We start from the raw sequence: 12493 nt of genomic DNA on the forward strand, positions 1-12493 counted from the left end.
AAAGTATTAGGACTTTATACCTCATTTGATTTTTGTCAGGGCAGTGCCTTTATGTGCAGCGATATGATCCGTTTTACTGCTTTTGATTTCATACTGAGGGTCATCTTCGGTTGCATGATGAGTGTATCCCTTATAATCAAAATCTGCTGTATGTACTCTAATGATCGTTCCACTGACCCTGCCCCCTTCAGAATTCCAGCTTACTTTATCTCCAATTTTAAATTTTGGTTTCATGTAATCAAGTTTTAATCATGAATGTTATCGTCTGAATAATATACTTTTCCATCGATGACGTTGGCAGGAGAAGTATATGGATGTTCTTCTGATTTACCGGTCGCCATGATGTGTAAAACCGTCCAGCCCTTTGCTTTTAAGTAATCGGAGACCAGAGCCCGATGACAACGCCACCAAACAGCTTCTGAACACATATAGGCGGTAACATTGTCACTAGCGATGTCAATCAAACGGGATATCGCAACTCTAAATTCATCCGTTTCCATATAAGCTGCATAATTGCGAAAAGAAGTATTTCTCCAGCGGCTGTTAGTGTAGCCCGGAGTTCGGTTTCGTCGGCCGCCAAGACCCTCTAGATGGTTATAGTCTATTTTAAGTTTGCGAAGAGCCAATTTAAAATTTTCTTTATCAAACTGCGGGAATTTTTTTGATCCTGGAAAGCGTCTTATATCAACCACATGGTTTATGTGGAAAGACTGGAGCATATGAACAAAGTCCTCCAAGCTGTGTGTCGAATGCCCAATTGTATAAATAATATGTCCACGCTGAATTTCCATACCCAAACTATCTTGCTTTGTCGTAACAAACCGTCATACTCCCGTCTCGCCCCATTCCTTCCTGTTACTCATTTCCTCTTCAAAAGCAATGCCACAGACATACCGAAATATAGTATCAGTTCTTAACAAAAAGCAGGCATTCGTCAGCTTTCTGAAATACAGTACGCGTTAGCTTAGATAAGATATCGGTCAAAATCAGTTCCTATCCATCTCGATTGCAGAAAGAAAAGAAACATGGTATCCTCTGATCGATATCAGATTAAGTATTGTTGCCTCATCTCGCCGTTTTGTTCGAAACGTCATCGTCAACAATTTGTCCTGCAGATCTGCAGAAACATATTTTAGATCAGCGATGTGCCTGTTTAGATAGGAAATTATTTCTAACCTTTTTGCTAAAACCTGGGCTGACACAGAGAAAACAAGTAAATAGGATTTCATAATATTTTCTATATATAATAATAAAGGCGTCCTATATGTGATAATCGAAGTCCTCTTCTAAAGTGGCTATAGAACAAAACAAATATACTACTTTTTGACTAAAAACAAATTAAAGTCAAAAATAAAAAAAAGTTCGGGCTTTCGTCATTCAATAAGACTAAGGATCATAACTTTTTCAACAATGGCATACCAAAGCCCGGAGACGAGGAAGGAATAAGTTTACCGTTATTTATCTCATATCCAGAGAAATCCACATCATCGGAAGTACTGGTTACCCCTTCGATGGTAATGGTATTCCCAAGTCCTCCAGCCAAATGTGCAGTATAATAGCTCTTGAGGAGTGAACCCCAGGCATGAGGGGATGCCTGGGCTCCCAGTTGTATGAGCTCAGGCATCAGTCTTCTCCAATTCGTAAACCCAAGACCTTCAATATCTGTAAGATGTACATCCAAAAGCTTCATTTCAAAAAGCATCTTCAACAAGTTCTGATCAGGATCTGCTTCGCCATCAGCTAGCAGAGTACCTATGCCTTCGGTTTTTAAGTAGGCCCTAAGTTTTTGGTAGTCAGTGATTGTTTCATGAAACGGTTCTTCTATCCAAAAAAGATTTACTGCCGGAATACCTTTTAAATACTGCAGGAATTGGTCTAGGGTAAATCCGTTATTTCCGTCAACTAAAATCCTACAGTCAGGAAATGCCTCAGCCACGGCATTTGTTACCTCAATATCACGTTGTAAGCCTTCTTTGAAAGACATCCATTTATGTCCCCTTCCAATTTTTAACTTGAACTGCCTATACCCTACGCCGTAGTCATAGCGACCCTCTTCGAGTATACGGTCGATACCGCGAGGCCTATCTGATGGTTCCAAATCATCGAAGTAGATCATTCCACTATAATAATCGGTGATAAACGGCTGCTTACGCCCTAGCATTTCGTAAACGGGTTGTTGTAAAATTACTCCGGCAAGATCATGGAGTGCCATATCGAAGGGCATGTGAATGTCCCTCAGAGTGCCCATCTGGGTCGAAAACAGATCAGATACTTTTTTCCCAATCAAATCTCCGGAAATATGTTCAGCATCACGTTTGGATCCTCGAATCGAAGCCCAGCCCATTGCTCCTTTATCGGTCCTTATGCAGCATATTTCCACATTCGGACCATACCCATGAAGGTCTAGACGGGCATTCTTTCCTACAAGTCTTGGATAATTCATTTGTACAGATGAGAATTTAATATCCTTTATCCTGTGATAGGAAAGTTCCTTGTCTTTATCTCCGACACCGAGCAAGGAAGATAATGCCTTTCCGTGTATGTAATTGTTGGATAGGGTCGCGGATGCGATGCCCAAGTTCAGGGCGTGAAGAAATGCTCTTCTTTTCATATTGGTTTATTTAGTTATTCTCGTTTAACACTCAGACGTATGTTTTCCGTTTCGGAGCGGAGATGCTTTAATTGACCGTCTGACCTTATTGCATTACGCGAAAGGATACTGGACATTCAGGCTCCTTACTTAGGCAAGATAAGTGATTTCTAGGTTTTTATATCGACAGGCTGTCTCATTAATATTACAATTTGTATCAACATATTCTGTGATCTCCCTGCTCTCACATGAGATTGTGGCTATGCCTTGCCAGCGTTGAAAAGGAAACTCCGGACCAACAAACAAAAAAATCACAGACAGCTCTGAAATATACCTGCAATATATAGATAAAAAGAGGCCACTATTCAACCCCGCCACCTATTTTGCTCACGGCAATATGGCGCTTAGTGACACTCTTAAGGAAATCATGGGGTAAAATGACTCTATCAATAAATAGCTATGCTAATCTGAAATTTCTGTGTGATATAGATCGGAGAATATTTTCGACAGTTTTGACGGCTCTTCCCTCCATGCTCTGTACATGTCCTGTCCCATTTCGTCGGGTATAATATCAAAACTCTCCTGCCCTATTGCTTCCAATATTTTTACAGCGACGGTATCCGGAGACGGCATCTTCCAATCACTCCCTTGGTTCATATCGGTATCGATAGCTCCGGGGTTGACGGCGTATACCAGAACGCCATGCCTCGCCAGTTCGATCCTTACAGATTGTGTCGCAGAAAAGAGGGCAGCTTTTGAAGCAGCATATCCCGCAATAGATGGTAACGGTGAATAAGCTGCAATCGAAACAATATTGATTAACATCGACGGTTTATTTGTTTTCAAAATCGGCGCAAATGCACGCATCATCTTTATGGTTCCAAAAAAATTCACCTGTAGATCATTTTCCATACCGTCCAGGTCTCCCTCTAAGATGTTTCCAGCGTTTAGCCCTCCTGCATTATTAATAAGGATCTCCGTATCCTTAGCTCTGGCTGCAGCCAAGGCTACCTGTTGGTCATCGGTAATGTCCAAGGGTAAAACAGTTATACGATTATCGTCAAATGCTGGCATTTTACTGATGTCCCTGCATGCGGCATATATTTTTCCCACTCCAATGTTTAATAGCGTCTGAACAAGCGATCTGCCTATACCTCTGTTTGCTCCTGTGACGAGGATAACTTTATCTTTAAAATTATGTATCATGTTTTATCTTTTAGCTAATACAAAACTAGCTCGAAGGAAGGTAACATAAAATCCGAAATTTGCGGTATGGAACAATTTTACAAATACGATAACTATACAAATCTGGAACCGGCGAACCTACGGATATTTCTGTTTTAGGAAAATATCGAATAGCTGGGTTGTATCTAAACACTTAAGGTTATGTTAAATTTATAGGATTAACACTTTTTAACCTCATTATATGGTAGCTTAGCGATTATTATAATTAATCAACCGCAAATGCCCTTTTTAGATCACGTTCTACAAGTTCCTACCTACGGATGGAAAGACAACAATGGAAATCTCGTAAAGCCAAGTAAAAAACAAATTGTTAAGGAATTCTTCAAACGCCTCAATATCATCAAAGACAGACGAAATTGGTTGCCATTTTTTAGTTGGGCTAAAGTCATTTGCCTCGTTCCTTTTTTTATCGTTTTCCTGAGATATCACTTTAATTGGTGGACGGTGCTTGCGGCATTCGTCTACAGTATGATCGTAATGGGAACTCACGGAACGATATGGCATCATCGATTTGCCACGCATGGAGCATTTAAATTTCGTAACCGATTCTGGCGCTTCTTCACACAGAATCTGACTATCAACGTAATTCCCGAAGAGATCTATGTGATATCCCATCATGTACATCATGCCAAATCAGATCAGCCAGGCGACCCCTATAATGCACAAGCTGGCTTTTTATACTGTTTCTTAGCGGACGTAAATCATCAACCCATTGCAAAGAACCTAACGGAGAAATCTTACAACCGTGTCAAGCGCCTCATGCAACATACGGGGGTAACTGGTAATAGCTATGCACAATATCAAAAGTGGGGCTCTTATGTAAGGCCTTCTTTTGCCATTTGGTCATGGATATTGAATTGGACATTCTGGTATATCATATTTTACTTGATCGGCGGCCATGCTCTTGCCTGTACACTATTTGGCGCCGCTGGATTTTGGGCTGTTGGTGTGCGGACATTCAACTATGAGGGCCACGCAAAAGGACAGGATAAACAACGTGAAGGTATTGACTTCAATGATAAAGATAAATCTATAAATCAGCTCTGGCCCGGAATCGTGGCGGGTGAATGGCACAACAATCATCACTTATACCCTAAAAGCGCAAGAAGCGGCTTTAAACCCTACCAGATCGATCTCGCGTGGTGCTATATAAAAGTCATGCATAAACTTGGCGCTGTAAGGAGCTATCGGGATGACAAAAAAAGATTTGACGAGCAGTATCGTATTCCCTTCTTAAAATCCAAGACTTAAAATTCTTAACCTGCTTTTCTAGAGTTGAAAACTGCTTAGGACAAGTAACGGAAAAACCGCTTACTTATATTCTGCCGAATCGATTAAACGGTCGGGAAAAAGATGAGTCAAAATAATAACGTAATATTTCGTTCATTTTGCGTATTAAGAGCTTGAACGCATTTTAGTCCGCTAATGTTTTTCGTATTAATATTATAGCAATACGTTATGGCAAATCTCTACCTCGACAATAAAGGAACGGTATCCATGCTTAAAGCAATGCTTACTGAAATTCACACTGGAATTGTATGCACTACAGCACACACAGAAGATTTTCCAGACATAGAATCGATGAAAACCAAAGATGTTGATCAACAGGGCAACATTTGGTATATGTTTTCTTCGGAAAGTCCGGCTTATAAAAACTTGCAGCATAACAATAACGTAACATTGATTTATACGCTACCGATCAAGTCACAGCTGGTGCGGATAATAGGTAAGGGTGAAATCAGTAGAAGTGTATCCAAGATCTATCAGTATTGGTCAAACAGTGATGAGAAACAGTTTGAACAAGGAAGAGACGATCCCAGGATAAGGCTATTAAAAATTAATATCGAATCCTCACAATGTCTGAAATTCAGCTCAAACAGTATTATCAGTATCTTAAAACTGCTCGGCAGGGCTATTGGGGGACGTGATACCGATCCTGATGCTTAATAAAAAAATAGGCCGGCATTAACCGTTTGATTTCTTTTCCATTGCCAGTCGGGCGGCAAGCTCTTCGTGTGCAGTGAGATCTAACCGAAGCGGGGTTATTGAAACGAGGCCATGCTCAACCGCCCATCGGTCAGTTCCCTCTTCGGCTCGCTCGAGGGGCACGACCGTAATCCAATAATGTTTCCTTCCCATGGGATCTTGGCCCGGCACAACATTACCGTCATATAAGCGCACGGATTGCCTTGTCCAGCACAATCCATTTGGTCTGGGCGGGAAATTAACATTGTAAAGTGAAGGTCCCTTGTCGCTTAGCAAGATTTCCAGAACATCGGTAGTCCATGAGGTGAGTCCATCAAAATCAGGCTCCGTCTTGCCAACGGGTGTACTCAAAGCAATCCCTGTGATACCTAAAAGCATCGCCTGTTTGGCTGCTGCAAGTGTTCCCGAATGCCACATGGAGTTACCAAGATTTGGCCCCATATTGATACCGGACAGAACGACCTGAGTATCTGGATACATATGCAAACCTAATGCGACACAGTCTGCTGGTGTTCCGTTGACGCGATGAGCATCGATACCCTCGAAAGTAATGGGTGAACTTCGGTAGCTCAAAGGTCTAGAATGTGTTATAGCATGTCCCATAGACGACTGCTCGACATCCGGTGCGACTATCCTGACTGTACCAAACTGTTTAGCCGTTTTTGCCAATGCGGCTATTCCAGGAGAATATATGCCATCGTCGTTGGTAATTAATATATTCATATTTGTCTCTTTTCTTAGAAAACCAATCTCGTGCACAGATTGTTCAGCTGATATGAAAGAACAGGGCAAAACCGTAAGGCTAGTGCACAATCCAGCGGCGGGTAAGGAAGACAATGATGATGGAGATGAGCTAAGCCATCTTATTAAACAACACGGGTACCGTTGCAAAGCAGTGCTTAAAAAAGACGCAGTAAAAAATATGTCGGCACAAACCGATCTAATTGCCGTGGCAGGCGGAGATGGAACAATAAGATTGACGATCTTAGGGCTTCTGGAAAAAAAACTTCGTTTTAAAAGACCCATTGCTATCCTTCCCCAAGGTACAGCGAACAACATTGCACTTTCTTTGGGCATCCCCTTGGACAACAAACTAGCCATCGATTTATGGAAACATGCACAACTCAAAAAATTTGATGTGGGAATGGTGTTGGGCCTAGACAAAAAAACACTACATTTTATAGAATCAATCGGTTTTGGGGTGTTTCCGATGCTCATCGAGAAAATGAGCAACAAAAAACTTATCCATGCTACAAAAGAAGAAGAAATAAAAATGGCGATCGAAGAGCTTCGCAGAATAGCTGAAGTATTTCCTGCTGAAACGCTGAAACTAATCACAAGGTCCAATGTGATTGAAGAAGAATGCATAATGGTCGAGGTAATGAATATCGCACGAATGGGACCTCGCTTGGCGCTCTCGCCTGATTCCGACCCAGGCGATGGACAATTTGAAGTAATTATCGTAACTAACGAGCATCGCCAGAAGCTGATCGATTTTATCGATGAAGTATTAGAGGGAAACAATCCTATATTTCCGATAAAGTCAATCAGGACGAATCGACTCGTGCTGAAATCGAAGGGAAAAGTAATGCATATTGATGACGAACTAACCAGCTACTCCGGCCAGAATATTACGATATCATTGCTGGACAGCTTAATTGAATTTATTGTAAAATGAGCCGCTTACGTTATAGGTTTAGTATTTGAAACGACTTTGTTATTCTAAATGGCATATCGGTTACGTATTTATCCTAGCAAGTATAGTATACAGCTTCTCCGGCTCAACCGGCTTGAAGAGCCAGTTATCTACACCTAAAGAATTACAAAGTGAGGCCACATCTTTTTCTTGTTTATCGAATATTGCGATAATCGGTTGCACATAATTTTGATTAAAAATCTTCTCGCGAATCTTTCTTATGGTTTCAATTCCACTCATTATGGGAAGTTCATTATCTATTATAATACAACCAAATTGGCGCCCCCGCATCAACATCTGCAATACTTCAAACCCATTTCTGACCTGTGTGAATTCAATTTTCTTGGAAGTAAGCATTTGAGTTAAGGAATTTCGAACCAATTCATCTTCAGCAACGACAAGCACCTCTTTGATTTTAGTCAGCACAGACCAATTGTTGGTTTCCCATACAGCGGGTACTTTAATGTCGAAAAAAAAACGGCTACCAACGCCCGCTTTACTGTTGAGCTGCAGCTCACTACCCATCATTTTTAAGGAGCCGATTTGAGATAGTCAGTCCCAAACCGGTCCCGCCGTACCGTTTGGTCATCGACGTATCCTCTTGGGAAAAAGCTTCAAATATTCTCATCTGCTTCTCTTCTTTGATTCCTATACCGGTATCTTGAACGCTGAAACGCAATACCGCATGTTCAGGCCCCATAGACAGTACATTGATTATCAGTTGAATTTCTCCCTTTTCAGTAAACTTCATGGCGTTGCTCAGCAGATTCATCAAGACCTGCTTGAGGCGAAGCCCGTCTATCTCTACGTAATGAGGAGCTTTAGGATCGATGTCTAAATGAAATTCCAAATTCTTAGCTTTAATCTGAACATTAAAAAAATTCTCCAGCTGAATGATAATCTCGTGAAGATCAGTTTGTTCGATATCCAGCTCCAACTTCCCCGCTTCAATTTTGGAGAAATCAAGAATATCGTTTATGATACTGAGTAAAAGGTTAGCGGACTGATCAACGATAGATAGGTACTCACGTTGAGTATCGTCTAATGCAGTCCGAGTTAATAAATCAGTAAACCCAACGATTCCATTAAGCGGTGTTCGAATCTCATGGCTCATATTAGCTAAAAATTCTGATTTTGCGGCACTAGCCTGTTCAGCTAATGTCTTTGCTTTTTCAAGTTCTTCACGCTGATGGATAATCTTACTAATATCTGTTGCGACCCCCAGATAACCAACAACTTTGTTTTCAATATCACGAATGATAGTCACGGCCAACGAAACAAATAGTAGCGTTCCATCCTTCCTTACATATGTCCATTCGCGCTGTTCCGCTCCGTAGAGTTCCGCAGTTTCCACAAACACCCGGAAACCCGTCACAGGATATCCCAACTCCTGTTGCAGCTCTTGTGCTCTCCATGTCAGTTCGCGCTCCAGATGAAAATGGATTGGCGTTAATTTGCCTATCATTTCTTCACTATCGTACCCTAATAGATTTTCAGCTCCCTTGTTAAATAATGTTATTATACCATCGGTATTTGTAGCAATAATAGCTACTGCAGAAGTGGCCTCCAATACATCTTCGAAAAGCTTTTTTGAATTTGAGGATTCTGCTTCCATTCGTTTCCGTTTGTCGATATCCTGAAACGTGCCATAAAGACGTATGCACGTACCATCCTCAAAGTCGGCATTTCCAAGGGCACGTACCCAAAGCTCTCTTCCTTTAAAAGTTACAATTTCGAGCTCAAGATCCCAAGGCTGCCCATTGGCAATAGCTCGTTCAATAGCTTGAAGAAGATTATTTCTATGCATTCCTTCTTTATAGAAATTCAGCGCCGTGGTGAAATCTGGCTCATAATCCTTCGGCACCTCGTGAATCTCCTTGGTGATCTCGGACCAAATGATTTTCCCATCCTTAATCGAATACTCCCAACCTCCGACGCGTGCGACGCGCCCTGTGCGTGTCAACAGAGCTTGTACATGCTTGAGATCCTTCTCCAGAAAATGCTGTTCGGTTATATCTACAGCATTACCGATCACATAGGGTTTCTTGCTTCCGTTCGTTTGCAGTATGTTGTTAAACATCCAAATACGCAGCTCCCCAGTACTTGTCATCGTGCGCATTTCCCCTTTAACAATTTCGTTTTTGACGATTTCTTCCAAGTATTTTTTCAAGTTATCGTGCCCCTCGCCTGGCACGATATCGAAAAGAGACAGCTTTTCTATTTCAGTTTTGCTATAGCCCAAAATTCTGGCACCCGCCTCATTCACAGTAATAAAATTACCTTCTAGGTCATGCGTACACATGAGGCTCTGAGAATTATCAAAGAACGCTTTTAGCTTCTGTTCACTTTCTTTATACTTTTCTCTCTCTTTTCTATTGACAATCAATGCAACGGCCTCGTCCCGCAATAGTGACAGGATATGTTTTTGGGTTTCATCAAGCTGTCGGGGAATACGGTCGATAACACAGAGCGCACCCAAAGCATATCCATTGGGATCAATCAAAGGAATCCCGGCATAATAACGGATATGAGGGTCAGCGATAACAAGCAAATTGGATTTAAATCTTTCGTCTTTTTTGGCATCTTCTACTTCCAGGAGCCGGTCGTTAGCCAATGCATATTGGCAAAATGATAAATCACGCGGAGTCTCTTTGACATCAAGCCCTACACGAGATTTAAACCACTGGCTATCTTTATCTACCAATGATAGGAGTGAAATAGGGGTTCCACACACTAACGAGGCAATCTGGGTTATCCGGTCAAACTCTTCTTCGCTTGCAGTATGAAGAATTTCATATTCATGCAATGCACGAATTCGTTCAGATTCATATGTTGAGGAGGATTTTGCGCTCATAAGAAGTCTATAAAGGTATATTATACTTCTTGGAACAATTCCTCACGCAGAATTGTTTACAAAGTGCATGCAGGTCCTGACGAGGAAAATGAAAAAAAGGTGATTGCAGAGACTATGGTTTAATTTGCTTTTTTATCTCAAATTTTTTAAAAAAATAAAGAACCAATAAAAATTGAGTATATCCATAAATAGCATCCTCAATGGGAATCGTAAGTACCCGGATTCCCATAAAGTCCTTTGGATTATAATTAACTATAGGCGATTGTAACCCAGTACCCGTAAGAATTCCATTGACAGGTAAAAACCCCAGCATAAGCAAGGTAAAAACTAGAGATGCCTGACTAATCCATTGTATACGCAGCAAAAAGTGAAAAGTCAATAATGTCACGATAGTCACAATTGCTGTTACCAAAGTGTAAATACGATCCGTGTAACGGAGAGCCAGAACAGCGCACACAACAACACTGACAAACACGATGATATTGTTAAACGCACTGAGATACTGCACATTAAAAAACTTATCAATGCAATAATATGTAAATACGCATGAAAACGGAATAAAGATGAAAAACAACCATTCCTCCATCGGTAGTCCAGCTATCACCAAACCCACTGTATATCTACTATCAAACCACCATACACCCCGAATAGTAAACCAGATATCCCAGGCGATAAAAACAAAGGCAACAAGTGCAGATGCTTTTAAGAATGGAATAAATTGTTGGTCGAATCGAATCCGTCTATCAAAAGAAGCTATAAAACAGATAAAAACCGTACAAAACAGAATTAAGCCGTAGGTATATTGCATCATGATTTTTCTTTGTCGTACATTTTAAAATATTTGGCAGGAACATACAAAAAGCCAAAGCACTCACCATCTTCCTTACCTAAATGTTTATGGTGCTGTTTGTGTGCTCGTCTGAGCGCGAGGAAATATTTATTTCTGGTACGGCTTAAAAACCTGATACGCTGATGGATGAAGATATCGTGTACAAAAAAATAAGCTATACCATATAGCATTATGCCTAAGCCGATGTAAAATAAGTAATTGTAGTTCTGCAAGGAGCCATGATACATCAGTGCAATAGTGGGGAGCGAAAAAATAACAAAGAAGTAATCATTTTTTTCGAGGAATCCAGCATTACTATGGTCATGATGGTCTTTATGCAACACCCATAAAAAACCATGCATGATATATTTATGGATGAGCCAAGTGGCTCCTTCCATGGAGATAAAGGTAATCAGGAGAACAATAAAATTCATTACATATAATCTTTCATGATCTATAAATAAGCTACCTTATAACGCAGGTAGCTCTTAAAGGCTACATAAACTTTCTCTGTATTTGCTATGCGGATTCTGTTTTCCAAAATCTCTTTTGAGGATTTTTTCCTGATCTTCGCAAAAAGTGAAAGATAATATTTGTAAGCCAGATAGACACCAAATCTAGCTGTTTTTGGCAGCTTTTTTATTCCTAAGAGAGCTTCTTTAAATTCGCTATGGATTTCGTCCTCAATTTGACCTTTAAGTGAGTTATCGAATACATCCATATTCAAATTAGGAAAGTAGGTGCGACCAAGAACGTGATAATCCTCTTTGATGTCACGTAAAAAATTTATTTTCTGAAATGCTGATCCAAGTTTCATAGCGTAAGGTTTCAACTCCTCATAACGCTGTTTATTACCTTCAGTGAAAACCTGAAGACACATCAAGCCGACGACTTCAGCAGATCCATAAATATATTCTTTATAACGTTCAGCATTATAGTCCACCTGCTTGAGGTCCATTGTCATACTATGAAGAAATTGGTTTATGAGTTCGCGGTCAATCGCATACTTGTGAACTGTCTCCTGAAAAGACTGTAATATCGGATTCAAAGAAATCCGCTCTTCAAGGGCATAATCCGTTTCCAGGTAGAGACGTCCCAACAAGCGTTGCCGATCATAGCCATAAAAACTGTCAACAATTTCGTCTGCCAGTCTTACATAACCGTAAATGGCATAAATACTATCGCGTATACTGGGTTTCAAGGCTAAAATACCGAGCGAAAAACTCGTGCTGTATTTTTCTGTTGTCTTTTTGCTAACTTCGTAAGCCAGCTCATCAAATAGCTTTTTCATGG

13 protein-coding genes are annotated in these 12493 nt (G+C 40.7%); 3 read left to right on the forward strand and 10 right to left on the reverse strand.

All coding sequences use genetic code 11. The features are described from left to right. Positions 1-21: 21 nt before the first annotated feature. The 4 genes from FGL37_RS00995 to FGL37_RS01010 form a co-directional block, all read right to left on the reverse strand. The gene (locus tag FGL37_RS00995; RefSeq protein WP_028070163.1) at positions 22-234 is read right to left on the reverse strand and encodes a hypervirulence associated TUDOR domain-containing protein; all 213 of its coding nucleotides are present in this window, start codon (positions 232-234) and stop codon (positions 22-24) included. Between the two features lie 11 nt (positions 235-245). Beyond that, a complete protein-coding gene (locus FGL37_RS01000; RefSeq protein WP_171019300.1) occupies positions 246-791 on the reverse strand; it encodes a DUF488 domain-containing protein in 546 nt (181 codons plus the stop codon). A gap of 602 nt (positions 792-1393) precedes the next feature. Continuing rightward, positions 1394-2611, reverse strand: a complete 1218-nt coding sequence (locus FGL37_RS01005) for an enolase C-terminal domain-like protein (protein ID WP_028070160.1) — start codon at positions 2609-2611, stop codon at positions 1394-1396. A gap of 441 nt (positions 2612-3052) precedes the next feature. Then, a complete protein-coding gene (locus tag FGL37_RS01010) occupies positions 3053-3796 on the reverse strand; it encodes an SDR family NAD(P)-dependent oxidoreductase (protein WP_037533362.1) in 744 nt (247 codons plus the stop codon). A gap of 258 nt (positions 3797-4054) precedes the next feature. Here FGL37_RS01010 and FGL37_RS01015 point away from each other — a divergent pair, with 258 nt between their 5' ends. Continuing rightward, the gene (locus FGL37_RS01015) at positions 4055-5086 is read left to right on the forward strand and encodes a fatty acid desaturase (protein ID WP_028070158.1); all 1032 of its coding nucleotides are present in this window, start codon (positions 4055-4057) and stop codon (positions 5084-5086) included. A 207-nt stretch (positions 5087-5293) separates the two neighbouring features. Continuing rightward, positions 5294-5782, forward strand: coding sequence for a pyridoxamine 5'-phosphate oxidase family protein (locus FGL37_RS01020; RefSeq protein ID WP_028070157.1), 489 nt, complete (start codon positions 5294-5296; stop codon positions 5780-5782). Positions 5783-5800: 18 nt separating this feature from the next. Here the strand turns inward: FGL37_RS01020 and surE are convergent, their stop codons facing one another. Beyond that, positions 5801-6544: a 5'/3'-nucleotidase SurE gene (surE, locus tag FGL37_RS01025; protein WP_028070156.1), complete on the reverse strand. Its 744-nt coding sequence runs from the start codon at positions 6542-6544 to the stop codon at positions 5801-5803. Between the two features lie 52 nt (positions 6545-6596). Here surE and FGL37_RS01030 point away from each other — a divergent pair, with 52 nt between their 5' ends. Then, entirely contained in the window at positions 6597-7499 is a 903-nt protein-coding gene (locus FGL37_RS01030; RefSeq protein ID WP_028070155.1) for a diacylglycerol/lipid kinase family protein, read from the forward strand. A gap of 60 nt (positions 7500-7559) precedes the next feature. Here the strand turns inward: FGL37_RS01030 and FGL37_RS01035 are convergent, their stop codons facing one another. The 5 genes from FGL37_RS01035 to FGL37_RS01055 all read right to left on the reverse strand — a co-directional run bounded on the left by FGL37_RS01035 (position 7560) and on the right by FGL37_RS01055 (position 12491). Beyond that, the gene (locus FGL37_RS01035) at positions 7560-8045 is read right to left on the reverse strand and encodes an ATP-binding response regulator (RefSeq protein ID WP_051606919.1); all 486 of its coding nucleotides are present in this window, start codon (positions 8043-8045) and stop codon (positions 7560-7562) included. After that, positions 8035-10371: a PAS domain S-box protein gene (locus tag FGL37_RS01040; RefSeq protein ID WP_051606917.1), complete on the reverse strand. Its 2337-nt coding sequence runs from the start codon at positions 10369-10371 to the stop codon at positions 8035-8037. Before FGL37_RS01040 ends, FGL37_RS01035 begins: the two co-directional genes overlap by 11 nt. Positions 10372-10483: 112 nt before the next feature. Further along, positions 10484-11182, reverse strand: a complete 699-nt coding sequence (locus FGL37_RS01045; RefSeq protein ID WP_028070154.1) for a lycopene cyclase domain-containing protein — start codon at positions 11180-11182, stop codon at positions 10484-10486. Continuing rightward, the gene (locus tag FGL37_RS01050; protein ID WP_028070153.1) at positions 11179-11634 is read right to left on the reverse strand and encodes a sterol desaturase family protein; all 456 of its coding nucleotides are present in this window, start codon (positions 11632-11634) and stop codon (positions 11179-11181) included. The genes FGL37_RS01045 and FGL37_RS01050 overlap by 4 nt, the downstream gene beginning before the upstream one ends. A gap of 20 nt (positions 11635-11654) precedes the next feature. After that, positions 11655-12491, reverse strand: coding sequence for a phytoene/squalene synthase family protein (locus FGL37_RS01055; RefSeq protein ID WP_028070152.1), 837 nt, complete (start codon positions 12489-12491; stop codon positions 11655-11657). Between the last annotated feature and the right edge of the window lie 2 nt (positions 12492-12493).

The sequence above is a fragment of the Sphingobacterium thalpophilum genome, from assembly GCF_901482695.1.
Taxonomy (GTDB): Bacteria; Bacteroidota; Bacteroidia; order Sphingobacteriales; family Sphingobacteriaceae; genus Sphingobacterium; species Sphingobacterium thalpophilum.

Excerpts from the sequence above, each read along its gene's own strand:
- FGL37_RS00995 (WP_028070163.1), bottom strand. The coding sequence starts at position 234 with ATGAAACCAAAATTTAAAATTGGAGATAAAGTAAGCTGGAATTCTGAA.
- FGL37_RS01000 (WP_171019300.1), bottom strand. The coding sequence starts at position 791 with ATGGAAATTCAGCGTGGACATATTATTTATACAATTGGGCATTCGACA.
- FGL37_RS01005 (WP_028070160.1), bottom strand. The coding sequence starts at position 2,611 with ATGAAAAGAAGAGCATTTCTTCACGCCCTGAACTTGGGCATCGCATCC.
- FGL37_RS01010 (WP_037533362.1), bottom strand. The coding sequence starts at position 3,796 with ATGATACATAATTTTAAAGATAAAGTTATCCTCGTCACAGGAGCAAAC.
- FGL37_RS01015 (WP_028070158.1), top strand. The coding sequence starts at position 4,055 with ATGCCCTTTTTAGATCACGTTCTACAAGTTCCTACCTACGGATGGAAA.
- FGL37_RS01020 (WP_028070157.1), top strand. The coding sequence starts at position 5,294 with ATGGCAAATCTCTACCTCGACAATAAAGGAACGGTATCCATGCTTAAA.
- surE (WP_028070156.1), bottom strand. The coding sequence starts at position 6,544 with ATGAATATATTAATTACCAACGACGATGGCATATATTCTCCTGGAATA.
- FGL37_RS01030 (WP_028070155.1), top strand. The coding sequence starts at position 6,597 with ATGAAAGAACAGGGCAAAACCGTAAGGCTAGTGCACAATCCAGCGGCG.
- FGL37_RS01035 (WP_051606919.1), bottom strand. The coding sequence starts at position 8,045 with ATGATGGGTAGTGAGCTGCAGCTCAACAGTAAAGCGGGCGTTGGTAGC.
- FGL37_RS01040 (WP_051606917.1), bottom strand. The coding sequence starts at position 10,371 with ATGAGCGCAAAATCCTCCTCAACATATGAATCTGAACGAATTCGTGCA.
- FGL37_RS01045 (WP_028070154.1), bottom strand. The coding sequence starts at position 11,182 with ATGATGCAATATACCTACGGCTTAATTCTGTTTTGTACGGTTTTTATC.
- FGL37_RS01050 (WP_028070153.1), bottom strand. The coding sequence starts at position 11,634 with ATGAATTTTATTGTTCTCCTGATTACCTTTATCTCCATGGAAGGAGCC.
- FGL37_RS01055 (WP_028070152.1), bottom strand. The coding sequence starts at position 12,491 with ATGAAAAAGCTATTTGATGAGCTGGCTTACGAAGTTAGCAAAAAGACA.